The sequence below is a fragment of the Gemmobacter lanyuensis genome, from assembly GCF_014652355.1.
Lineage (GTDB): Bacteria > Pseudomonadota > Alphaproteobacteria > Rhodobacterales > Rhodobacteraceae > Gemmobacter > Gemmobacter lanyuensis.
Window position 1 is genome coordinate 1 of the sequence record NZ_BMYQ01000011.1, and the last position, 22,561, is coordinate 22,561.

The following is a 22,561-nucleotide window of genomic DNA, read 5'->3' on the forward strand; positions in this document are numbered from 1 at the left end:
TCACAGCCTCGACCAACTGTAAGCTACCAGTCGCAGGCATAGGCGTAGAACTAGTCTTAAACATGGAACCTCGGCGTCAGACCAACGCCAAACACCTATCCCAAATCAGCCACGCCGCGGCACCCACGGGGTTTCCTTGCCGCTTAGGTGAAGTGAGCAGGAGTAGTCTTCCGATCTGGAATGACGACCTTTGGTCAACAGTACGCCCCAGATGTGTTGACGTAATCAAAGCGTTGTAAAATTTTGTGCAAAAGGCGAGAAGTTCGCGCCAAGCGCCAATAGGCGGAACCATCAGCTGCGCGCTTGGTATCTCCACATTGGCACCAAGTCTCACCGTCACCATGCGCGCGCCGGATGTAAGAAAGACCAAGGCGAAAACCATGCCAAGACGCCGCGAAAACAACGGACCAGCCGTGCAGGCCATTCAGCATCGCAGATCAGAAGCCTGAAAACACCATATCGATGGCCGCGCGTATCTCATAGTCGGCCTTGGAAAGATCGGCGACCTGTGCACCCTTGAGGAGGGCTGAGGGGATTGCCGCCATTTCGGCGGTGTGAAGGACGTGCTCCTCACCGTTGATTATGAACACAGGCTCGAGCCTTCCTATCGCCCTCGGCCCAGAGGCTGCCAGGAAGAGGGGTGCGACCACGCGGGAGCCGGTGTCGATCAGATCTGTCTGAAGATCGAGCACCAGCCGACCGCCGGGGACCTGATAGACATGAAACTGCGCCATCAAGGTAACTTCAATACCTGCAAGTCAGCCAGCGGCGTTCCGTTGGACTCAATCCAAGTGCGGCGCTCGGAAATCGCCGTTGCATTCTCTGCAGCCCAAGCCTCCGCGCGGGCTGCACGGACCGCCTCGGCGAGAGCCGCATCGCTGATCGCAGATACGTTAAGGCCAAACGCCCGCGCCGCAGCGAGATTGGTCGCGGTGAGGGTGACGTTGGTGCGCTGCTTTTCCAGGGCTGATTGTATCATCGCGCTCCTCCGTAGCGCGACTTTACACACGATTGGTGTGCAAAATCAAGGCGCGTCTCCATATTCCTGAAAGAAATGGTGAATTGGGTCGGGAGTCTGGCTCTTGCCGGCATAGTTCTCCCCCTTTGAGGGTTCGTGGGGCCTTTAGGGGGCAAAGGGCTCTGCAATCCCCGACGTTCTGAGATGTGCTGCCAGATGATGCTGGTGCTTTGGCGCTGTTACGGCGACCGCGCAGGTCTGCCAAAACGCGATCTTTTGGTCGGGTCCCGTCACACTTACGGCAGAAATGCGCTGGTCAGGCTGGGTTTTATACGCTTCGGACGTTCGGGTGGCGTGGACGGTTTAGCCCAGATCAAGGAAATCAATGCCGTAACGGCGTTACATCATGTAGCACTTCAGGTATCTCCTGTAAGTCAATGATATTTAACAATAATATATATATTTATAACGTTATAACGAGGAAAGAGAAAGATTTATATATACGTACACACGCATGCACGCACGCACACATGAATACATTTCTGGGGGGCGAAATCCCGTTACGGCGTTATTTTTGGCTTTTGTTCATTAAAAACATATAGTTATGTCGTAACAGCCCCTGCCGCAGGCTGCAACTTCTGTTACAAACGGCATAGATCAGGCTATCGCCGCCGACTTCAGGGCCGCCGAAAATTGGCCCAGCCGGTGGATCAGCTGGGTTGCGAAGGGAAGCGGAAGAGCGCGGGGAACCACGGTTCTCAATGAAAATCCCGGCTGGGAAACAGCTTTTTGGCCTGTTCGCGCGGATGGCGCGCTGAAGGCCGCAGGCTGCCACCCACGGGGCGCTTGACCTCATCGGCACGGCCATCATTGGCCTCGATCAACACGGGTCGGCCCAGCGTGGCCAGAAGATGCGAGACATCCTCGACCTGCTCGGCGATGACATGGGTCACGGGGCCGTCGCGTTGGATCCGACCGGTGACCCGCACAAGGCGCCCGGCGATCACGGCCTTGCGGAAGGTTTCGTAGACTTTTTTCCAGATCACGATGTTGGAGGTTCCGGTTTCGTCTTCCAGCGTCAGGAAGATGACGCCCGAGGCGGTGCCGGGGCGCTGGCGGGTGATCACGAGGCCCGTGACGGTGATGCGGCCCTTGGCCTGGGGCAGCTGGTCATGGGGCAAGCATTCGGGCAGGTGCGGGCGGAGGATCTCCATCGGATGCGCGCGCAGCGAAAGGCGGAGCGAGAGATAGTCCTCGATCACCTCTTGACCCAGTGTCATCTGTGGCAGATGGACAGCGGGTTCGGCGCCGCCCTCGCCATCATTGCCGAAGAGCGGCAGGGGTGCGGGGGCTTTCAGCGCCTTGGCGGCCCAAAGCGCGTCGCGTCGGGTCAGGCCAAGGGCGGCGAAGGCATCGGCTTCGGCCAGACGCTCCAATGCGTCCGGGTGAACGCCTGCACGTCGCCACAGGCTTTCGACATCCGGATAGCCATTGCCACGGGCGGCGGCGATCCAGCCTGCATCCTCCTCGCGCAGGCCCTTGATCTGGCGGAAGCCGAGGCGAAGGGCCTGCCGCCCGTCGGAGCGCGTCTCCAGCGTGCAATCCCAGACCGAATGGTCCACCGAGACGGGCCGCACCTCGACCCCGTGGTCGCGGGCATCGCGGATCAGTTGGGCCGGGGCATAGAACCCCATGGGCTGGGCGTTCAGCAGCGCGCAGGTAAATGCCGCCTGGTGATGACATTTGAGCCAGGCCGAGACATAGACCAGCCGGGCAAAACTGGCCGCGTGGCTTTCGGGGAAGCCGTAACTGCCAAAGCCTTCGATCTGGGCAAAGCACCGGGCAGCAAAATCGGCGTCATAGCCGCGCGCCAGCATGCCCGAGACGAAGCGGTCTCGGAACGACCCGATGGTTCCCATCCGCTTGAAGGTGGCGAGCGACCGGCGCAGGCGGTCGGCCTCGGATGGGGTGAAGCCTGCGGCGACCACCGCAATCTGCATGGCCTGTTCCTGGAACAGCGGCACGCCATAGGTGCGGCCCAGCACCTCCATCATCGCCGGGCCAAGATCTTCGACCTTCTCGCGCCCCATGCGGCGGTTGATGAACGGGTGGACCATGCCGCCCTGAATGGGACCGGGGCGCACGATGGCGACCTCGCAGACCAGATCGTAGAATTTGCGCGGGCGCATCTTGGGAAGGAAATTCAGCTGCGCCCGGCTTTCCACCTGAAACACACCGATCGCATCGGCACGGCAGAGCATGTCATAGACGCGCGGGTCCCCCGGTGGGATATTGGCCAGCGTCAGGTGCTGCGCGCGGTGATCGGCCAACAGGTCGAACGCCTTGCGGATCGCCGTCAGCATACCAAGGGCGAGGATATCGACCTTCAGAAGGCCGAGCGCGTCGATGTCATCCTTGTCCCATTCGATGATGGTCCGATCCTCCATCACGGCGTTTTCGATGGGGCAGAGCTCATCAAGGCGGCCTTGGGTGATGACGAAGCCGCCGACATGTTGGGAAAGATGGCGGGGAAAGCCGATGATTTCGGCAATCAGTTTGGTGGCGAGCTGAACGCGGGCATCCTCGGGCGAAAGCCCGGCATCGCGCAGGCGCTCTTCGCCGGGGGCCGAGGATGACCAGCCCCAGATCTGCCCCGAGAGCCGCGCGATCACGTCCTGCGACAGGCCCATGACCTTGCCCACCTCGCGGATGGCAGCCCTGCTGCGGAAATGGATGACCACTGCGGTCAGGCCCGCACGTTCGCGGCCATAGCGTTCATAGATCCACTGGATCACCTCTTCGCGGCGTTCGTGTTCGAAATCGACGTCGATATCCGGGGGCTCGCCGCGTTCCTTGCTGATGAACCGCTCGAAGATAAGGGTGATGCTCTCGGGGGGGACCTCGGTGATGCCCAAGAGATAGCAGACAACCGAATTGGCGGCAGAGCCGCGTCCTTGGCAAAGGATGCCCTTTGATCGAGCAAATTGCACGATGTCATGCACGGTCAGGAAGTAAGGGGCGTAGTCCACCTCGCGGATGAGGGCCAATTCTTTCTCGACGCGATGCACAATCTTTGGCGGCGGCCCGGCAGGATAGCGCCAGTGCAGCCCCTCACGCGTGAGGCGCTCCAGACGCGCTTGGGCGGGCTCGTTCTCGCTGGCCTCGTCGGGGTAATGGTAGCGCAGATCCGAGAGCCGGAAGGCACAGCGGTCGGCGATCTCCAGCGTGCGGCGCAGAGCGGCGGGGTGCCGGTGGAACAGCCGTGCCATCTCTGCCCCCGATTTCAGGCGTCGTTCGCCATTGGCAAGCCGGTGCTCGCCGATGTTGTCGATGGTGCAGCCAAGGCGCAGGCAGGTCAGCACATCGGCCAAGGGGCGGCGGGCGGCGCGGTGCATCAGCACATCGCCCACGGCCACCATGGGCAGGTTCACCCCTTGGGCCAGCAGGGCCAGTTGGTCAAGCCGGGCCTGATCGCGACCATCATAGCGGGGGGCGGCCCCGAGGAAGCACTGGCCGGGAAAGCTGCGGGCGACGGCCAGCAGATCGTTGCGCGCGGTCTTGGGGTGGGTGTCTTCCAGCGGATCGGGGGGCAGGGCGATCAGGATCATGCCTTGCCCCCATTCCGTCAGATCGGCGCGTTGCAGGTGGCATTCGCCCTTCGGCGCGCGGCGCTTGCCCAAGCTGAGCAGCCGGGTCAGCCGCGACCAGGCGGTCAGATCGGTGGGCAGGGCCAGCCATTCGACGGCGGTGTCGGTCAGCACCAGCCGCGCGCCTGAGATCAGTTTCGGCAGGGGGGCGTCTGACATGGCAGGGGTATGGGTCTGGCCGGTGAAATGCGGCACAGTCTGGCGGCTGGAATGGTCGGTGACGCGTTGCGACCGGATGGTTGGGCCATCCTGTACGGCCTCACTCGCTGCCTGCGCCTCGTCCCGCAGCCGGGCGAGCTCCTTCAGCGCCGAATAGGCCCGGACTACGCCTGCTACCGAATTGCGGTCGGTGATGGCGATGGCGGCAAGCCCCAACTCGGTTGCGCGGGTGACCAGCTCCTCGGGATGGGATGCGCCATGCAAAAAGGTGAAATTGCTGGTAACGCAAAGCTCGGCATAGGGATGGATGCTGGCGGAGGTCATGCGAACTCACCCTGGACATACCAGTTTTGGGCCTCTGGGCTGGCCCAACTCGGCGTCTGGGGCGTTTGAAACAGCCACAGGCGTGGGCCTTCCTGCGTCTCGATCCGCCAGTAGTCACGCAGGCCGGACCGCCAGGCGGGATCGTCGAACCACCATTCCGGGGTGATCCGCTCCGGCCCCGTCGCGCGCAGCGTGGTGAAGCGCATGCGTCGCCAGCGAAAACTGGCGGGCGGCGTGCCAGAGGCGGCTGTCACCGGCTCTGGCGGGAAGAGGATGATCGGCCGCGCCACCCGCGTGCGATGTGGGATTGGCTCGGGTGTCGAATAGGCAGCAGGGGCGAGGAGAAAGCTGCGTTCCGGGATCAGGCTGGCTGCGGGCAGGAGCCGCAGCACCCGGTCAAACCCGATGCGATTGCCGACAGAGGACAGCAGGTCCGCCAGCGCGTCGTCGTGACGGGTCGTCGGGCTACCGCCGATCTGTTCCGGCGCAAGGGGTTCGGTCACGGGCGCGGACAGTCTTAGTTCATCAAGGCCGAAGCCTGAATCCACCCCCTCCACATCCTTGGCAAACAGCGCCGCGATCCGGGCGGGGTCGCGCATCGGACGGGCGAGGCCGATCTCGACCTGCGCCGTGCCGCGATCCACCCGCCGCAGTTCCAGCCGCACCCGTCGCGCGCCCATCCGATGCTGGGCGAGTTTGGCGCAGAGCCGCTCCAGCAGACGCGAGAGGCCAGCCATCACATCCTCTTGCTTGCCGATCGGCTCGGGCAGCGTCATCCGCACCCCGAAATGCGGCGCATCCTGCTCTGCCGCCACTGGCTCGGCCTGCGCGCCCAGGGCCTGATCCAGCCGCAGCACCAGCCCCGCCCCGAACCGTCGCGCCAGCGGCGCGCGCGGCAGATGCACCAGATCGGCAATGCGTGCCAACCCAACACGCGCCAAGGCCTCGGCGGTGTCGTGGTCGACCCTCAGCGCCGTAACGGGCAGATGCCCGATGCCTTGGGCCAGCCGTCCATCGGCAACGATGCCGCCGCCGTGACGTGCGAGGGCGTGTGCAGCCCCGCGGGTTCCGGCAATGGCGCTGGTGGCATGCAGCCCCATCTTTTCCAATCGCGCTTGCAGATCGTCGCGCAAACCGGATTCGCCACCAAAGAGATGCGGCACGCCGGAAATGTCGGCCATCAGCCCATCGACACCATCGGTCGCCACCATCGGAGCATAGCGCCCCGCCCAACGGCGCAGGTTCGCCAGCGCCGCAGCTTCGCGGGCAAGGTCCGCCGGGCGGGTGGCAAGATCGGGGCAGATGGCACGGGCATCGGCCAAGGACATGCCGCGTGACAGGCCCCGTGCGCTGGCGGCGGTATTCAGGCAATGCAGATGATCGGCATTGCCCGACCGATGGGTCAGAGCAAAGGGCCCCTCAACGGGGCGAGCCCTGAGGCTCGTGTCGCTGGCGAGCCTCGGAAACCATATGGACAGCAGGCGACGCGCCATTCCAGTTCAAGGTCCAGATTCCAATCGTTCCCCTTTTGTTCTTATTAAGGCTCCAGCGGTGCAGAGTCGAGTCCGCAGCGGCGCTGGCGGCAGGTTCGCAATTCCAGCGCGTCTCGGTCGCATTGCTGCCAGCCCCTGCGCGGATCAGCAGCAGACCAGTGGTGCGCCCCGCCTCGGCGGCCAGTTGCAACCGGCGCCCCGCAGTCAGGGACAGGGGCTTGTCCGGCTCGGCAATGACCAAGGCGATCGGGGCGGAGCGCAGGGCTTCCTCGACACACCAAAGCAGATCGACTTCGCCTTCCGGTCTGATCACATGCAACCGCTCTCCGACGCCTTCAGGCAGGCCGCGCAACATCGGCAGTTCCGGCACATGCGAGGGCAAAACCCAGACCAGCGGCCCTTGGTGACGCACCGCCTGAAACAGGGCAAAGGCCCGACGGCCACGGCCTTCGGCCTCATGCACGCGGGCTCGTAGCAGCGTCAACGGGTCAGAGGGAGTAGCGTCACGCAACAACATCTTCCCGAACTCCTTCAGCAACAATCTGCAACATCCCATCCGGCAGAGGCCGCTGCAGGCGCAAAGCCTCGGCCGCGGGTGCCGTCAGCCAGCGGCGACACTCCTCTGGTGTGGTCAGGATCACCGGCATGGCTTTGGGATGCACGGGGGCCACTTCGGCATTGGGCGGGCAGGTCAGGAACCCGAAGAGATCGGCCGTGACCTCGCCCTCCTTCAGCTTCCTGATCGAAGTCCATTCCGTGTGAAGGCCCGCGAAGAAGGCCAAAGGCCGATCCTGCCCAAGCGCAAACCAGACCGGATGATTGCGCGGCGCGCCGGGGCGATTATCGGGTTCGGCAAAACTGGTGAAGGGCACCAGGCAGCGATGCTCCACCCCAAGCCAGCGCTTCCAATGCGTCGAGGCCACATTGCGGATATTGGTCACGCCGGGATCGGTGCGCTTGCCTGCCAGAAACACTTGCGGCGTGGGCATACCCCAGCGGGCGCGGGAAAGCTGCCAGCCTGTCGGCGCGGCTCGGATGATCGGTGCGGCGTAATCAGGGAATATCCCCGGCATCGGGGGAAGGTTCCCGGCGGTGTCGATCAGCTCTTCGCCATCCCCAAGCAGGCCATCAAACATATGCCGCATCGCGTCCTGGGATTTGGTTTGGGAGTAAAGGTTGCACACTTTGGCCCTCGGGGACTCGCAGGAGGGAGATGGACTGGAACATTGACAGAACATTACCAGCTTTGAAAGTGGTCGTCCGACTGGGCGTTGATGATGTGACCGCCCCCCGACGGCATCGATGTGCCAAGGTGGGTCTGCGACGATCCACAGAGGAGGACGGTCATGTCGGAGATTACCACGGTCGGGCTCGATCTGGCGAAGAACGTGTTCCAAGCGCATGGGGCTGATGCCTCTGGGCGAGCTGTGCTTCGGAAGAAGCTTCGGCGCGACCAGGTGCTGGACTTCTTCGGCCGCCTGCCGCCGTGCGTGGTAGCCATGGAAGCCTGCGGCGGCGCCCATTTCTGGGGCCGCGAGATCGGCAAGCTCGGCCATGAGGTGCGGCTGATCCCACCCGCCTACGTGAAGCCTTTCGTGAAGCGGCAGAAGAACGACGCGGCCGATGCCGAAGCGATCTGCGAAGCGGCGCTTCGCCCGACGATGCGCTTCGTACCTGTGAAGAGCGAAGAGACCCAGGGGGCGGCGATGGTCTTCCGCATCCGCGAGCTTCTGATTCGGCAGCGGACGCAAGCGATCAACGCCCTGCGAGGCCATCTGGGCGAGTTCGGGCAGGTCGTGCCGCAGGGAGCGGCCAACGCCGCCCGGCTGATCGCCATTGTGGAAGATGCCGACAGCGGCCTGCCCGCCGACGCCATCGCGACCTTGACGGTGCTGGTCGCGGCGCTTTCGCATCTCGAGGCCGAGATCGGCAAGCTCGACGTCGAGATCGAGGCGCGTGCAAGGAAGAACGAGGTGGCCCGCCGGCTGATGACCGTGCCGGGCATCGGCCCCCTGATCGCCACGGCCATTGCGGTATTGGCCCCGCCGCCCGAGACTTTCCGCAAGGCGCGGGATTTTGCGGCCTGGCTTGGCCTCACGCCGCGGCAGCACTCGACCGGCGGCAAGCAGCGGCTCGGTGCCACGACGAAGATGGGCGAGCGATCGCTCCGGCGGCTGCTGATCATCGGCGCGAACAGCGTGATCATCAAGCGACACGTCCATGCCGCTGCACGGCCGGGCACCTGGCTGGGCGGCATGCTGACGCGCAAGCCGCCGATGCTGGTGCGGGTCGCACTGGCCAACAAGATGGCGCGGATCGTCTGGGCCCTGATGGCCCGGGGCGGCGTCTACAAGTCTCCGGCCACGGCGGCATAGCCGTCGTCGGTCGCGAGGACGTCGGAGCGGAAGAGGGCAAGGAGTGGTTTGGCGCAACGGTCGTAGACAGGATCAGAGGAACCAGCCTGCAACAAAGTGCCTTCGAGTACGCGGCGTTGATTTGGGATCTGATCCGCGAACACCATACGGGCCCGCGGCGTGGAAGTGGCCGCATCAGAGGCCGGACACATGTCAGCACCCGACGATGCGCCAGGACGAGCCTGCAAATACCCTCTTGCGCAAGGGGCGGTTACACATGTTGCAGAAACGCTGCCTGACGCGTGACTTCCCCTTTCCCCCTCAGGTTCAGTCCACGCGAACGATCTCGGCTGTGCCGAGGGCATTGAAGCGGTTCATGAGGGCGACGCGGATGTGGATTTCGGCGGTTTGTCGGTCAGGGTCTCTCGCGGCGATGCGGTCGCCGAAGGACTTGAGGCAGCGCATCTTGGCTTCGGCGCGGCTGCGGGCGTGGTATCCTGTCCATCGCTTCCAAAACGCGCGGCCGTAGTGGCGTGTGGCGCGGAGGGTTTCGTTGCGGGCCTGGGCAGCTGGGCAATCCTCCTTCCACGGTCGACCATTCTTGCGGATCGGGATGATTGCGGTGCCACCGCGCGCGATGATGGCGATGTGGCAGCGGCGAGTATCGTAGGCGCCATCTGCGGTCACGGTGCCGATGTCTTCGTCGTCTGGGATCTGGTCCAGCAGGTCTGGCAAGACGGGGCTGTCGCCTTCCCGGCTTGGGATAAACTCGACCGCGCGGATGTCGGATGTGGCGGTGTCCATGGCCAGATGGACCTTGCGCCATTGGCGTCTTCCTTGGACACCATGCTTGCGGGTCTGCCACTCGCCGTCGCCGAGGAACTTGATGCCGGTGCTGTCCACCAGCAGGTTCAGCGGCCCGTCGGCACGGCGATAAGGGATCTGCACTTTCAGGGTCTTCTGTCTGCGGCACAGCGTCGAGTAGTCCGGAACGGGCCAGTCCAGCCCCGCCAGCCGCAGCAGGCTTGCGACCATCCCGGCGGTCTGCCTGAGCGGCAGCTTGAACAGTACCTTGATCGACAGGCAGAACTGGATCGCCGCGTTCGAGAAGACCGGCGGGCGCCCCGTACGGCCCTCATGCGGCGCGTGCCAAGCCATCTCCTTGTCCAGCCAGATCAGCAGTGACCCGCGCTTCCTGAGCGCAGCGTTGTAGGTGGACCAGTTGGTGGAGCGGGCGGGCTTGGGCTTGCTCATGTTGCCCGTCTAACCGCTTGGATTCACGTTGTGAATCCTTCACGGCGAAAGTTCTGCAACAACGCCCCCCCGAAGCACCGATGACCGAGTTGCCGGTCGACGTCCTGGTCGAGTACCGCGCCGAGATTGCCGCAGAGTTCGAGGCTTATTTCTCGTCGATCACGGAACACATCGCCTGCCTCGATGAAGAGCGCGCCCGCGTCCTGGACGAGGCCCGTTCTGCGACCGAGGCCTACACCCGCCTCATAAACACCATCCCTTTGAGAAAGGATCTCCCGTGAAACCTCACCTCCCTGCCCTGCTCCTTAGCCTTGGGCTTTCGACCGCCGTCGTCTCACCGGCCGCTGCCTATCCGGTCGACTGCGCGATTCTGCTCTGTCTCGCAGGGGGCTGGCCGGCCTCCGCCGAATGCGCCCACGCGCGGGCGGTCTTCATTCGGCGCATCACACCCTGGCCGATCGAGCCGCCGCTGCAGATCTGGAATTGTCCGATGCGGGCAAGTTTCCATGGTGAGGCGAAACCGATCGAGCGCCTGTTCGCCATTGCTGTTGGCGGTGAACCGGTGCCGCTCGTCTCGTTTCCGGAAACACCGCTGGCGCTTCAGCTCGTCCAGAACCGGGCGGATGTCGACATCTCCGATCCGGTGTTTGACTTCGTCCGGTCGATCCGGGTGTTCGAGATCACCTACCAGCAGCGACGCAATCAGCATGGGGACTGCAACAGCTGGGGCAGCGTCTACATGGGCACCTATGGCGCTCAGGGCGACTACAGCCGTCGCCGGAGCAGTGTTTCTGCTGTTCCAGCTGCGTCAGATCTCGCTGTGCCGGCGGACTGCCGCGACTATCGGCACCGGTCAGTCTTCGTCGAGTGGCGCGACTATGAAGGAAGCTACGGCCATGAGGAGGTTCATTACTGAGGCCTGCACGACCTCCCTCCGACGAAACGATCGGAAGACGTAGCCCCCAGAAACAGAAACGACGTCAGATCATAGGCCCGACGCCGCACTGATTTCCTCGTGGTAGCGGGAAACGATCGCGAGCATATCGACCACGATTGGGTGTGCCTGGACGGGCCGCTACAAGCAGCGTGAGGGTGGGATGGCAGAGTTCACTCTTGCGGCGCATCTGGCAAGATAGAAGGAGCGCTCGGGTCTCATCTCATCCCACGCCTTGGCAATCTTCTGGATCACGTCGCAGGAGTTTCACTCTGACTATCTGAGGTTCCCAAAATCGGACGCGCAGTAGGTATCAAGGTGATCACCAATCCGGAAAGTACGAGTATCGAGCCCATAAGGAAACCGGATGTCAGGGTCTCATCAAAGAAGGTCACTCCGATGAACATGCCGAGCAGCGGCATCAAGAGCGCAAATGGGGCAACCTGATCCATACGGTTGCGTTCCAGCAACCAGTACCAGATCAGATAGGCCGCCACGAAGGACCCGAAGCCAAGTAGTGCCACTCCAAACCATTCGTAGGCCGAACCCGTCGCCAGAAGGTGGAGATGGTTCCGCTCAACGGCAAACGACACGATCAGCAACTGGGGCGTCGCCATCAGGGACGTCACCCCGATCAGCTGCCTGGTAGCATCGCGTGAGTACCGCCGTATCAGTGCTTGGCCGAGGCCCCAACTGGCGGTTCCCGCAAGTATCAGCAACAGCCCGGACAGGCTGCTGCCAGAACCCGGCGACCCGAGGACCACAGCAATCCCGAGGATTGAGACGGCGACGCCGATCATTCGGAAGGGGCTAAGCTTCTCGAGACCGAAAAGAGACGCAGCAATAATTGCGAAGGGTACCTGTGCCTGAACGACCAGATTGGCCAACGACGTATCAACCAGCGCCACCCCCGAGAAGATAAGGGCACTTTGCAGGCCGCACCCCAGGACAGAGATGAGGATGAGCCAGCGCCAAGGGGTCAGGATGGGGGAACCAGGCCGAAAAAGAGTTATACCAGCAATCGCATACATCATCGCCGTCGTGAACAATGGCTGAAAGTGAACCAGCGCTCCTTTTCCGAAAGAATAACCGGTTGCCCAAAGCAAAGGCGGCAGGACGGCGATCAGAATGTGAACTGGTTTCAATTGCAGCGACTCACGGACAGGACCACCTTTGGAAGATAGGCCGGCGCATTGATCTGGATCGCCTGATCGCGACAGCTTTGATCGAAAGCTGGCGGTGCCGGAAATGCGGGATGATCGCCCGGGGCGGCAATCGGGTCGTATCAGGCCGGGCGCCGGCCGCGTCTAGCCCTGGACCGCCCGCGAGAGCATTCCGAACAGATCGCGCGGATCGTCGGGGTCCGCGATGATGTCAAGCCGCTGGAACAGGTCGGTCCCTTCCAGCCGGTCGCGGATATAGCAGAGCGCCGAGAAATCCTCGATGGCAAAGCCCACCCCGTCGAACAGCGTGATCTGGCGGTCCGAAGTGCGGCCGGGCGCGGTGCCGGCGATGACTTGCCACATCTCGGTGACGGGGAAGTCCTCGGGCATCTGCTGGATCTCGCCCTCGATCCGGGTTTGCGGGGTGTATTCCACGAAGACATCGGACCGGCGCAAGATGTCGCCGTGCAACTCTGTCTTGCCGGGGCAGTCGCCGCCTATGGCGTTGATGTGGACACCGGCCCCCACCATGTTGTCGGTCAGGATCGTGGCATACTGCTTGTCTGCGGTACAGGTGGTGACGATCTGCGCCCCTTCGATGGCCTCTTGCGCGGTCTTGCAGGCGGTCAACCCGATGCCCCGATCAGACAAGTTCCGCATCAGTTTGGCCGTCGCGGCGGGGTCGATGTCGTAGAGCCGCAGCTCGCTGATCCCGCAGATTGCGCGCATCGCAAGGGCCTGAAACTCGGATTGCGCGCCATTGCCGATCATCGCCATGGTCGTGGCGCCTTTGGGCGCCAGATGGCGCGCGACCATGGCGCTTGTCGCGGCGGTGCGCAGCGCCGTCAACAGCGTCATTTCGGTCAAGAGTTCAGGATAGCCGGTGTCGACACGCGCCAGAAGGCCGAAGGCGGTGACCGTCTGCAAGCCCGATTTCGTGTTCTTCGGGTGGCCTTTCACATATTTGAAACCGTAGCTGACCCCATCCGATGTCGGCATCAGCTCGATCACACCTTCGGCCGAATGGCTGGCCACGCGCGGCGTCTTGTCGAACAGGGTCCAGCGGCGGAAGTCGTCCTCGATATAGCGGGCAAGGTCGCGCAGCGCGGTCTCGACGCCGATGCTGTTGACCAGCCGCATCATGTTTTCCACGCTGACAAAGCGAATGAAGGCAAGGTCCGAGGGTTTGGGGGCGGTCATGGCGGTCCTTCAGGAATGGCTGCGGGTGGGCCGGTCAAAGACGCAGCGGCCGAACAGCGAGGCGGTCAGATCGACCATCAGAGCGGCGGTTCGCCCGCGATCGTCGAGAAACGGGTTCAGTTCCACAAGGTCCAGCGAGGTGACAAGCCCGCTGTCGTGCAGCATCTCCATCGCCAGATGCGCCTCGCGGAAGGTGGCGCCGCCCGGCACGGTGGTGCCGACGGCGGGCGCGATGGCGGGGTCGAGGAAATCGACATCCAGCGACAGGTGCAGCATGCCGTTCGCGGCCCTCACTGCGGCGATGAACTCGGCCAGCGGGGCGGCGATGCCGCGTTCGTCGATCTGGCGCATGTCGATGGCACGCATGCCCGCCGACTGAATCGCCGCGCGTTCCGGCCCGTCGACCGAGCGCAGGCCGATGAAGCAGATGTTTCGCGGCGGCACCGGATTCGCCATCGGCGGAAACCCGTCAAAGCCGGGCTGCCCGGTGACATAGCCGATGGGCGTGCCGTGCAGGTTGCCCGAGGCCGAGGTGGCCGGGCTGTGGATGTCGGGATGGGCATCCAGCCACAGGACGAACAGCGGTCGGCCTTTCGCCGCGGCGTGATCGGCCACGCCCGCCACGGTGCCCAGCGACAGCGCATGATCGCCGCCGAGGAAGATCGGAAAGCCGGTGGCCATCGCGTCACGGGCAGCATTCGACAGAAGCCTCGTCCATTCGATGTTTTCGGACCGGGCATGGACCTGCCCGGCGGGCGCGGGCGGCGGCGCCTTGGGGCCGGGCACGTCGCCCCGGTCCTCGACCCGCCAGCCAAGATCGGCCAGCGTCTCGGCAAGGCCCGCGACGCGATAGGCTTCTGGCCCCATCGAACAGCCGCGGCGGCGCTTGCCGCAATCAAGCGGCGCGCCGATCAGGATGCAGGTGCCGCCGCTCATGCCGACACCGCCGCCGTCACGATCACCTCGACCAGCAGGTCCGATCCGGCCAGCCGCGCCTCGCCGCAGGCCCGTGCAGGGGCGCAGCCTTCGGGCATCCACTCGTCCCACACCGCATTCATCGCGTCATAGTCGGCCATATGGGCAAGCCAGATCGTCGCTTGCAGGATGTCGCGGCGCGAGGATCCGGCTTCGGTCAGCAAGGCATCGACGCGGGACAGGCAGTCGCGGGTCTGCTCGGCCACGGTGGCGCCTGCGCCGACCTGTCCGCACAGCCAGATTGTGCCGTTGTGGCGGACGATGCGGCTCATCCGGGCGGTGGTGTGGAAACGCTCGATCATTTGATCCCCATGGGTGGTGCGACGGCGGCGGCGGCGGGTTCGCGGCGGCGTTCCAGATGGCGCAGATAGCGCCGCTCCAGCCAACGGAAGACCCGGGTGATGGCAAAGACGATGATGAAGTAGAGGACGGCCGCGGTGATCAGCCCCTCATAGGCCAGGTAGTAGCGCCCGTTCAGCCAGCGGCCGACGCCAAGTATGTCCTGCAGGGTGATGGTACTGGCCACGACCGAGCCGTGCAGCATGAAGATCACCTCATTGGAGTAGGCAGGAATGGCGCGGCGAAAGGCCGACGGCAGGATGATGCGGCGCAAGCGTCCGCAGTAGGAATGGCCGGTGGCGATCGCCGCCTCGACCTCGCCTGCGGGCGTATCGACGATGGCGCCGCGCAACAGCTCGGTCGAATAGGCGGCGGTGTTCAGGGTGAAGGCAATCAGCGCGCACCACCAGGCCTGCGACAGTACGGGATCCCACAGCCACGAGTCGCGGATGAAGGCAAATTGGCCCGCGCCGTAATAAAGCAGATAGGTCTGCACCAACAGCGGCGTGCCGCGAAAGACATAGGTATAGGTCCAGACCAGCGGGTTCAGCACCCGGTGGCGCGACGCACGGGCAATGGCCAGCGGCACGGCAAGCGCGGCGCCAAGCGCCAGCGATAGAAAGGTCAGGCCCAGCGTCACCCGCACGCCGACCAGGAAACGGTCGAAATTCTGGGCGATCAGCGGCAGGTCCAGCGGGAACCAGTTCAGAAAGGTTTCCATCGCTCAGGCCCTTTGCACGCCGCGGCTGTAGCGCCGTTCCAGTGCACGCAGGCCCAGGTCCGACAGCGCCGTCAGGCCAAGATAGATCACGAAGGCCGCCGCCATGAAGGTGAACAGCGCGTCAGTCGACCGGCCCGCCGCAAAGGCGTTGTAGACCAGATCCTGCAAGCCGATGACCGAGACCAGCGCCGTCGTCTTCAGCTGCACCAGCCAGTTGTTGCCGAAACCGGGCAGGGCATAGCGCACCATCTGCGGCCAGACGATGCGGCGGAACAGAAGCGGGCGCGACATGCCGATGCTGATTCCGGCTTCGATCTGGCCTCGCGGGATGGCAAGGATCGCACCGCGGAAGGTTTCGGTGAAGTAGGCGCCGAAGATCACGCCGATGGTCAGGGCGCCGGCGGCGAACTGGCTGACCTCGAGATAATCCCAGAGGCCGGTGGCAGCGCCGATGGCGTTCAGCGTGACCTGCCCGCCGAAGAAGACCAGCATGATCAGCACAAGGTCCGGCACGCCGCGCACCAGCGTCGTATAGGCGCCGGCCAGCGCCCTTGCGGTGCGGTTGGCCGATAGTTTCGCCCAGGCGCCGATCAGCCCCAGAGCTACCGAAAAGAACAGCGAGGCCAGCGCAATCTGAACCGTTGTCACCAGCCCGGCCCAAAGCTGTGATCGGTATTCGATAAGAAGATCCATGCCTGACCTCACGCAAAGGCCGGGGGCGCGGGATGCGCCCCCGGGGTCCGGTTACATCCCGTCGGGACGGCCGCCGTAGATGTCGAAGGGGAAATACTTGTCGTTGACGGTCTTGTAGGTGCCGTTGTCGCGGATCGCGGTGATCGCCGCGCTGAAGGCGTCGCGCAGTTCTTCCTCACCCTGGCGCACGGCAATGCCCACGCCTTCGCCATAGCAATCGACATCGGTATGATCGCCGGCAAGGAAGGCAAAATCCGCGCCCTCGGGTTTGGACAGGAAGCTTTCCTGCGAGATCAGCGAATCCGACAGTTGCGCGTCGATCCGGCCAAGGGCAAGGTCGCTGAACACTTCTTCCTGCGTGCCGTAAAGGACGATTTCCGCCTCGGGGAACATCTTTTCGGCATAGCACTGGTGGGTCGAGCCGCGCTGCACGCCCAGACGCTTGCCAGCCAGCCCTGTCGCCGTGCCTTCAAGGCCGGAGTCCTTCTTCGCCACCACCCGCGCCGGGGTCTTGTAATACTTCGCCGAAAAGTCGATCTGGCGCTTGCGTTCCTCGGTGATCGACATCGAGGCGACGATGGCGTCGAACTTCTTCGCCTTCAGCGCCGGGATCATCCCGTCCCAGTCCTGTTCGACCAGCTCGCAGTCGCGCTTCATCTCGGCGCACAGCGCCATGGCGATGTCGATGTCAAAGCCCGCAAGGCTGCCGTCCGCCTGCTTGAACGAGAAGGGCGGATAGGCGCCTTCGACGCCGATGCGCAGCTTGTCCTGCGCAAAGGCGCCGGTGGCAAGGGTCGCAAGGGTGGCTGCGGCGATGAGGGTCTTTCTGATCATGGTGGTTCCTCCTCTGGGTGATCAGTTCATCCGGGACAGGAAGGCCCGGAATTGGTCGGTCTGCGGGTTGCGGAAAAGCTGGTCGGGCGGGCCTTCCTCGCAGATCTGTCCCTGATGCAGGAACACGGTCCGGGATGAGACATCGCGGGCAAAGGCCATCTCATGCGTGACGACAAGCATGGTGCGCCCCTCGTCAGCCAGCGCGCGCATGACGGCCAGAACCTCGCCCACCAGTTCGGGGTCAAGGGCCGAGGTCGGCTCGTCGAACAGCATCACGTCGGGTTCCATCGCCAGCGCGCGGGCGATGGCCACGCGCTGCTGCTGGCCGCCCGACAGATGCGCGGGGTAATAGTCGGCGCGGTCCGACAGGCCGACCTTGGCCAGAAGTGCCGCGGCCTTCTCGCGCGCCTCGCGGCGCGGGGTGCCAAGCACATGCACCGGGCCTTCGGTGATGTTCTCCATCACGGTCATGTGCGACCAGAGGTTGAAGCCCTGAAACACCATCGCCAGCCTTGCCCGCATCCGTTCGACCTGGCGCAAGTCGGCGGGGCGGCGTTCGCCTTGGCGGCTGGTCATCCGCATCTCCTCGCCCTTCAGCCAGACCTTGCCGTCGGTGGGGGTCTCCAGCAGGTTGATGCAGCGCAGGAAGGTGCTTTTGCCCGAGCCTGAGGCGCCAAGGATCGCCACGACATCGCCCTTGGCGGCACTCATCGAGATGCTTTTCAACACCTCATGCCCACCAAAGCTCTTGCGGATGTTTTCGACACGGAGCGCGGGTTCGGTCATGTGGTTTCCTCTGGCTGGGGACCGAGGGCTGCAATCTCGGCCAGGGTGACGGGCTTGACGGGGGTGCGGATGCGGCCCGGCCCGAGGGTGGACGCGGGGCGGTCGGTCGCTTCGGCGATCAGCCCGATGACGGTGGTCTCGCACATCCGGCCCTGACAGGGGCCCATTCCGGTGCGCAGGCTGGTGCGCATCAGGCGCAGGCCCTCGGCGCCGGTGCAGGCGGCCTTGCGGATGGAACCGGCGGTAACCTCCTCGCAGCGGCAGACGATGGTCTCGTCCGGCGGGGCCAGGAAGGCGGAGGGCACGGAATAAGCTGCATCGAGGAACGGCCGCAGGGAAAGCGCGCGCGACAAAGCGCGGCGGAGCGGAGCGGCCCGCCGGTCGCGCCCGGCTGCATCCAGCTTTCCGGCCTGGTGCAGGATCGCCAGCGCGGCCAGCGCGCCCTTTGCACGCGCAGCCTCGGCGCCGCCGATCCCGCCGCCGTCGCCTGCAACGAACACATGGGGCTCGGACGACTGCCCCCAGGGGTCCAGCGTCGGCCGCCAGGCGCCTTGCTCCGCGTCATATTCATGCGCCAGACCCATCGAGCGGGTCAGGTGGCTTTGCGGGATCACGCCCAGATGGGTCAGCAACAGGTCGCACGTCAGGCTGTGGCTCTGCTTTCCGGTGGTGAAGTCAAAGCGGATCCGGCCGTCCTCCGTCGTCTCTGCCCGGAAGTCGGCGGCGCCCCGATACCACGGGATGCCGGCCGCGCGGATGCGGGCGATCAGACCAAGGCCCTTGATCAGGGTCGGCAGGCCGAACAGCGCGCGCGGCAGTTTCGGCAGGGCATGGGTGATCGCCGTCGGCGTCTCGACCAGCGCGACCGGCGGCGCACCTGCCGCGATCATCTGCGCCGCGACCAGATAGAGCAGCGGCCCCGCCCCGGAGAGGATGGCCTCATCCGGCACCATACCCGACTGTTTCATCAGGATTTGCGCCGCACCTGCGGGCATCAGCCCCGGCAGGGTCCAGCCCGGAAAAGGCACGGGCCGCTCCTGCGCGCCGGTGGCGATCAGGACATGCGCGGCCGGGCTGACATGACTTTGCCCGTCGCGCGACCAGATCACGCCGCGCCTTGCGTCGATGCGCCAGACGGTTGCGCGGGGCTGATGCGTGATGCCGGGATGATCGAGGCCCTGCACCAGAGCGCCGCCGCGCGCGTAATCGGCCCCCAGCCAGCCGCGCCCCGCTACTGCGCCGACATTGCGGTAGATCTGCCCGCCCGCCCGCTCCTGTTCGTCCAGAAGCGTGACCGACAACCCGCCCTCCGCCGCCACCCGGGCCGCCGCCATCCCGGCTGGACCGGCGCCGATGATGACCAGATCGGCGCTCATGGCTGGTCCCCCAGCCGGCGCGCGCCGATCTGGCGCTGGATCACCATGCCCTCGCGCGCGCTCACCATGCAGGCCTGCACATTCGGGTGCCCGTCGATGGTGACAAGGCAGTCGAAACACACCCCCATCATGCAATAGGGCGCGCGCCCCGCGCCGGTGACAGGCGTCTGGCGCGTGGCGCCCCCGCTGTGCGCCAGCAGCGCCGCGGCGACGCTTTCGCCCGGCCGGGCCAGCACGGGCACCCCGTCCAGCATCAGGCGCAGGCTGCGCGGGGCGGCGCCGGGGGCGTCACGAAAGCGCGAAGCGGCGTTCATCGAAAGCCTCCAGATCCGGGGCGGCGGGATCGCCGTCGATCCATTCGGCCAGCCGTGTTGCGTGCAGGGGCGCCAGCGTGACCCCGCTGTGACAGGTGACAAGGAAGGCGCCCGGATGATCTGCGGAACGCTGGTAGATCGGATAGCCGTCCGGCGTCATGACGCGCAGCGCCGCCCAGGAGCGCAGCACGCGCAGATCGGCCAGCCGGGGCCAGACCGCGACGGCGTGCTGCGCTAGTCCCACCATCGTGGTGGTCGTCTCGGTGTCGCAGTCGGTCTCGGCCTTGGTGCCGCCGATCTGCAAACCGCCCTCATCGACCTGCCGGATCGTGCTGGAGAGGAAGGGCAGGCGGTCGGCCACCCGCTCGGTGATCATCAGCTCGCCCCGCTGCGCCCGGATCGGCGCCCGGAACTCCAGCTGCGGGCCAAGATGCGCCGCCCCCAGGCCCGCGCACAGAACCACGCGGCTGGCGCGGGTCTGACGGCCGGTCTCGTCCAAAAGGGCGAAACCAGCGCCCGCCGGGCGCACGGATACGACGCTGGCGCCGCCAGTGATGCGGACCCCGCTGGCAAGGCAGGCCTGCCGCAAGGCGAAATGCAGGCGCAGCGGGTTCACATGGCCATCAAGCGGGCAGAAACTCGCCCCGACCACGCGCTGACCGATGCCGGGCAGGCGCGCCGCAAGATCGGCGTGGTTCAGGAGTTCAAAAGATAAGCGGTCGTCCAGCGCGTTGGCCTGCCGGTGCAGGTCGTGGCCGAAAGCCTCATATTCCGCAGCGTCGGTGAAGAACTCGTAGCCGCCCTGCTGACACAGCGCCAGATCGACGTCGACCAGCCCTGACAGGCGTTTCGCAAAGTCGGGCCAGGCCTGCACCGCCTGAAAAGACCAGCGCGCATAGGGCGCATAGCCTGCGCCCTTGCCCTGCAACCAGACCAGCCCGAAATTCCCCTGCGAAGCGCGCATGTCGCCGTCGCGCCCGTCCAGCACCAGCACCTCATGCCCGCGCGCCGCAAGCCCGAGGGCCACGCACAGCCCTACGATGCCCCCGCCAATGATTGCTGTGCCTGCTTGCGCTGACATGGCCGATCTCCCCTTGCTGCAGGGATGACAGATCAGGGGCGAATATGTAAAATCCGAAGAATCGCGCTATCCATACGCCAATGCTATGAGTCTGACATGCGGCTTTCCCATCGGCAGATCGAGGCCTTCCGCGCCATCATCGAAAGCGGCTCGGTCACGGCCGCCGCCGATCTGCTGTTCCTGACCCAACCCTCGGTCAGCCGCCTGCTGGCCGATCTTGAGGCCGAACTCGGCTTTGCGCTGTTCGCCCGCATCGGCCGCAGCCTGACGCCCACGCCCGAGGCCGACGCGCTATATGAGGAGGTGCGGCGGTCCTTCGTCGGGCTTCAGGAAATCTCCCGCGTGGCCGATGACATCCGGCAATACCGCAGCGGCAGCCTGAAGATCGCGGCGATGCCGGCCCTTGGATTGCAGTTCCTGCCTGGCGCCATAGCCGACTTCACCGCTGAGCGGCCCGGCATCGCCGTCTCGCTTCGGGTGCGCAGTTCGCATGCCGTGGTGCAGCACCTCAGTTCGCAGCAATTCGACGTGGGTTTCAGCGCGCTGGACTTCGATCTGCCGGCGATCCGGCGCGAACCGCTGGGAACAATGCCCATGCTGGCGGTGCTGCCGCCCGGACATGCGCTCTGTGACAAGGCGGTGCTGGAACCGCAGGATTTCCACCAACGGCCCTTCATCGCCCTTGGCAGCGAGATCAGCACAAGGTCCGACACCGACCGCTTCTTTGCCGATCATGGCATCAAGCCCCGCGTGGTCGCCGAGGCGCAACTGTCCTTCGCCATCTGCGCCATGGTCGCCGGAGGCGCGGGCGTTTCGATCGTCGAGCCGGTGACGGCGCTGCATTGCGCGCATCTCGGCATGGTCGTGGCCCGTCCGATCCGCCCGGTTCAGCCCTTCACCTATGACATCCTCACCCCGGCCCTGCGCCCCGCTTCGCGGCTGGTCAGCGATCTGGTGCAGCGGGTCCGCCAGCGGTTTGCCGGGCTTGCCGCGACAGAGGCTCAATCCCCCGGCGACAGGGCGTGAAGGCTTTGCCAGAACGTCTCGACCACCGGGGGTGCGGGCCGCGTGGTCTGGCGGATCTTCAACAGGTGCCGAAAGGCGCCAGGGTCGTCGGGCTGCAAGAAGGAGAGCGCGCCGCCCGTTGCACGCATCGCGCTTTCGGGCAGGATCGTGGCGCCCAGCCCGGCATGAACGAAAGCCAGAAGGGCCGTGGTATTGCGCGATTCAAGGCCTGAGCGCAGCACCAGCCCTTCGACGGCAGGGTTCTTCACCATCCCGCAGAGCGGGTTGACGATCATCGGCTCCAGTTCCATCAGTGCCCAATCCCTGCGGCCCTCGCTTGCCGCGCGGTCGATGGGGCCACCCACCCGGCAGACGATGCCCAGCGGCGTGCGTTCGATCAGCGTTCCTTCGCCGGCGTTTTCCGGTGCCGCCGAAACGATGCCGATATCCGCCTCGTCATTCTCGATCCGGCGGCGGACCGAGGCGCTGTCCACATCGTTGATTTCCAACCGCACATCCGGGCGTTCGCGGCGAAACCGCAGGATCACCGGGGGCAACAGACCGATGGTCGCGGACGGCACCGCCGCGATCCGCACCAGCCCGCCGGTCGCGGTGGCATAGCGGCGGATCGCGCCGACGCTGCGCTCGAACGCCTCGTTGGCGCGGCGGCTTTCCTCCAGCACCAGAAGGCCGAGCGGTGTCAGGCGGCTCTTGCGGCCCGCCTCGAAAAGCGCGCCGCCGACCTCCTGTTCCAGTTGCAAGAGCATCATCGAGACGGCCGAGGGCGTTCTGCCCAGGGCCTCGGCCGCACGGGCCAGCGACCCCTGCGCGGCGGTGGTCTGGAAGACGCGCAGCATCTCGAGTTTCATTTCAGTTCTCCTGCAATTTCATTCAGAACTTCAAGATTGCCTGAATTGATAGGCGCACCCTAAACCGGATGCAAAGGAAAGT

General features: G+C 64.9%; 24 protein-coding genes. 5 read left to right on the forward strand and 19 right to left on the reverse strand.

Annotated features, from left to right (window positions below):
• Nucleotides 1-437: 437 nt before the first annotated feature.
• Both IE101_RS14865 and IE101_RS14870 read right to left on the reverse strand, forming a co-directional pair.
• Nucleotides 438-734: a CcdB family protein gene (locus IE101_RS14865; protein WP_189634643.1), complete on the reverse strand. Its 297-nt coding sequence runs from the start codon at nt 732-734 to the stop codon at nt 438-440.
• Nucleotides 734-979, reverse strand: coding sequence for a type II toxin-antitoxin system CcdA family antitoxin (locus IE101_RS14870; protein ID WP_189634644.1), 246 nt, complete (start codon nt 977-979; stop codon nt 734-736). The genes IE101_RS14865 and IE101_RS14870 overlap by 1 nt, the downstream gene beginning before the upstream one ends.
• A gap of 195 nt (nt 980-1,174) precedes the next feature.
• On the opposite strand from IE101_RS14870, the gene IE101_RS14875 reads away from it, so the two are divergent.
• Nucleotides 1,175-1,399 (forward strand): hypothetical protein, encoded by a 225-nt coding sequence (locus tag IE101_RS14875; RefSeq protein ID WP_189634645.1) that lies wholly within the window; start codon nt 1,175-1,177, stop codon nt 1,397-1,399.
• Nucleotides 1,400-1,716: 317 nt separating this feature from the next.
• Here IE101_RS14875 and IE101_RS14880 read toward each other — a convergent pair whose 3' ends face one another.
• Genes IE101_RS14880 through IE101_RS14895 form a run of 4 tightly spaced genes read right to left on the reverse strand, consistent with a single transcriptional unit; the run spans nt 1,717 to nt 7,819 of the window.
• A complete protein-coding gene (locus IE101_RS14880) occupies nt 1,717-5,088 on the reverse strand; it encodes an error-prone DNA polymerase (protein ID WP_189634646.1) in 3,372 nt (1,123 codons plus the stop codon).
• Complete coding sequence (locus tag IE101_RS14885) at nt 5,085-6,581, reverse strand: Y-family DNA polymerase (RefSeq protein WP_189634647.1); 1,497 nt, start codon at nt 6,579-6,581, stop codon at nt 5,085-5,087. The genes IE101_RS14880 and IE101_RS14885 overlap by 4 nt, the downstream gene beginning before the upstream one ends.
• On the reverse strand, nt 6,508-7,098 hold the full coding sequence (locus tag IE101_RS14890; RefSeq protein ID WP_189634648.1) for an ImuA family protein: 591 nt from the start codon (nt 7,096-7,098) through the stop codon (nt 6,508-6,510). Before IE101_RS14890 ends, IE101_RS14885 begins: the two co-directional genes overlap by 74 nt.
• Nucleotides 7,085-7,819, reverse strand: coding sequence for an SOS response-associated peptidase (locus tag IE101_RS14895; protein WP_268247285.1), 735 nt, complete (start codon nt 7,817-7,819; stop codon nt 7,085-7,087). The genes IE101_RS14890 and IE101_RS14895 overlap by 14 nt, the downstream gene beginning before the upstream one ends.
• Before the next feature lie 108 nt (nt 7,820-7,927).
• Here IE101_RS14895 and IE101_RS14900 point away from each other — a divergent pair, with 108 nt between their 5' ends.
• Entirely contained in the window at nt 7,928-8,956 is a 1,029-nt protein-coding gene (locus IE101_RS14900; RefSeq protein WP_189634650.1) for an IS110 family RNA-guided transposase, read from the forward strand.
• Nucleotides 8,957-9,262: 306 nt separating this feature from the next.
• On the opposite strand, the gene IE101_RS14905 is transcribed toward IE101_RS14900, so the two are convergent.
• Nucleotides 9,263-10,189 carry an IS5 family transposase gene (locus IE101_RS14905; protein ID WP_189634651.1) on the reverse strand — a complete coding sequence of 309 codons (927 nt, stop codon included), beginning with the start codon at nt 10,187-10,189 and terminating at the stop codon, nt 9,263-9,265.
• A gap of 80 nt (nt 10,190-10,269) precedes the next feature.
• Between IE101_RS14905 and IE101_RS14910 the strand changes: the two genes are divergently transcribed.
• Together IE101_RS14910 and IE101_RS14915 are read left to right on the forward strand one after the other, a co-directional pair.
• The gene (locus IE101_RS14910; protein WP_189634652.1) at nt 10,270-10,470 is read left to right on the forward strand and encodes a hypothetical protein; all 201 of its coding nucleotides are present in this window, start codon (nt 10,270-10,272) and stop codon (nt 10,468-10,470) included.
• Nucleotides 10,467-11,105, forward strand: a complete 639-nt coding sequence (locus tag IE101_RS14915) for a hypothetical protein (protein ID WP_229804210.1) — start codon at nt 10,467-10,469, stop codon at nt 11,103-11,105. Before IE101_RS14910 ends, IE101_RS14915 begins: the two co-directional genes overlap by 4 nt.
• Nucleotides 11,106-11,374: 269 nt before the next feature.
• Here IE101_RS14915 and IE101_RS14920 read toward each other — a convergent pair whose 3' ends face one another.
• The 11 genes from IE101_RS14920 to IE101_RS14970 all read right to left on the reverse strand — a co-directional run bounded on the left by IE101_RS14920 (nt 11,375) and on the right by IE101_RS14970 (nt 20,605).
• Entirely contained in the window at nt 11,375-12,268 is an 894-nt protein-coding gene (locus tag IE101_RS14920) for a DMT family transporter (protein ID WP_189634653.1), read from the reverse strand.
• A gap of 162 nt (nt 12,269-12,430) precedes the next feature.
• On the reverse strand, nt 12,431-13,486 hold the full coding sequence (ocd, locus tag IE101_RS14925) for an ornithine cyclodeaminase (RefSeq protein ID WP_189634654.1): 1,056 nt from the start codon (nt 13,484-13,486) through the stop codon (nt 12,431-12,433).
• Nucleotides 13,487-13,495: 9 nt separating this feature from the next.
• Nucleotides 13,496-14,422 carry an arginase gene (gene rocF, locus IE101_RS14930; RefSeq protein WP_108129930.1) on the reverse strand — a complete coding sequence of 309 codons (927 nt, stop codon included), beginning with the start codon at nt 14,420-14,422 and terminating at the stop codon, nt 13,496-13,498.
• Nucleotides 14,419-14,763, reverse strand: coding sequence for a RidA family protein (locus IE101_RS14935; protein WP_108129931.1), 345 nt, complete (start codon nt 14,761-14,763; stop codon nt 14,419-14,421). The genes rocF and IE101_RS14935 overlap by 4 nt, the downstream gene beginning before the upstream one ends.
• The gene (locus IE101_RS14940; protein ID WP_108129932.1) at nt 14,760-15,521 is read right to left on the reverse strand and encodes an ABC transporter permease; all 762 of its coding nucleotides are present in this window, start codon (nt 15,519-15,521) and stop codon (nt 14,760-14,762) included. The genes IE101_RS14935 and IE101_RS14940 overlap by 4 nt, the downstream gene beginning before the upstream one ends.
• Before the next feature lie 3 nt (nt 15,522-15,524).
• Nucleotides 15,525-16,214, reverse strand: a complete 690-nt coding sequence (locus IE101_RS14945; protein WP_108129933.1) for an ABC transporter permease — start codon at nt 16,212-16,214, stop codon at nt 15,525-15,527.
• Between the two features lie 51 nt (nt 16,215-16,265).
• Nucleotides 16,266-17,048 carry an ABC transporter substrate-binding protein gene (locus tag IE101_RS14950; protein WP_108129934.1) on the reverse strand — a complete coding sequence of 261 codons (783 nt, stop codon included), beginning with the start codon at nt 17,046-17,048 and terminating at the stop codon, nt 16,266-16,268.
• Between the two features lie 21 nt (nt 17,049-17,069).
• Nucleotides 17,070-17,834, reverse strand: coding sequence for an ABC transporter ATP-binding protein (locus IE101_RS14955; protein ID WP_189634655.1), 765 nt, complete (start codon nt 17,832-17,834; stop codon nt 17,070-17,072).
• Complete coding sequence (locus IE101_RS14960) at nt 17,831-19,210, reverse strand: FAD/NAD(P)-dependent oxidoreductase (protein WP_189634656.1); 1,380 nt, start codon at nt 19,208-19,210, stop codon at nt 17,831-17,833. The genes IE101_RS14955 and IE101_RS14960 overlap by 4 nt, the downstream gene beginning before the upstream one ends.
• Nucleotides 19,207-19,524 (reverse strand): (2Fe-2S)-binding protein, encoded by a 318-nt coding sequence (locus IE101_RS14965; RefSeq protein WP_108129937.1) that lies wholly within the window; start codon nt 19,522-19,524, stop codon nt 19,207-19,209. The genes IE101_RS14960 and IE101_RS14965 overlap by 4 nt, the downstream gene beginning before the upstream one ends.
• Complete coding sequence (locus IE101_RS14970) at nt 19,499-20,605, reverse strand: NAD(P)/FAD-dependent oxidoreductase (protein WP_119136352.1); 1,107 nt, start codon at nt 20,603-20,605, stop codon at nt 19,499-19,501. The genes IE101_RS14965 and IE101_RS14970 overlap by 26 nt, the downstream gene beginning before the upstream one ends.
• A 96-nt stretch (nt 20,606-20,701) precedes the next feature.
• On the opposite strand from IE101_RS14970, the gene IE101_RS14975 reads away from it, so the two are divergent.
• Nucleotides 20,702-21,631 (forward strand): LysR substrate-binding domain-containing protein, encoded by a 930-nt coding sequence (locus IE101_RS14975; RefSeq protein WP_158589885.1) that lies wholly within the window; start codon nt 20,702-20,704, stop codon nt 21,629-21,631.
• Here the strand turns inward: IE101_RS14975 and IE101_RS14980 are convergent.
• Nucleotides 21,607-22,479: a LysR family transcriptional regulator gene (locus IE101_RS14980; RefSeq protein ID WP_119136350.1), complete on the reverse strand. Its 873-nt coding sequence runs from the start codon at nt 22,477-22,479 to the stop codon at nt 21,607-21,609. The genes IE101_RS14975 and IE101_RS14980 overlap by 25 nt on opposite strands.
• Nucleotides 22,480-22,561: the final 82 nt, after the last annotated feature.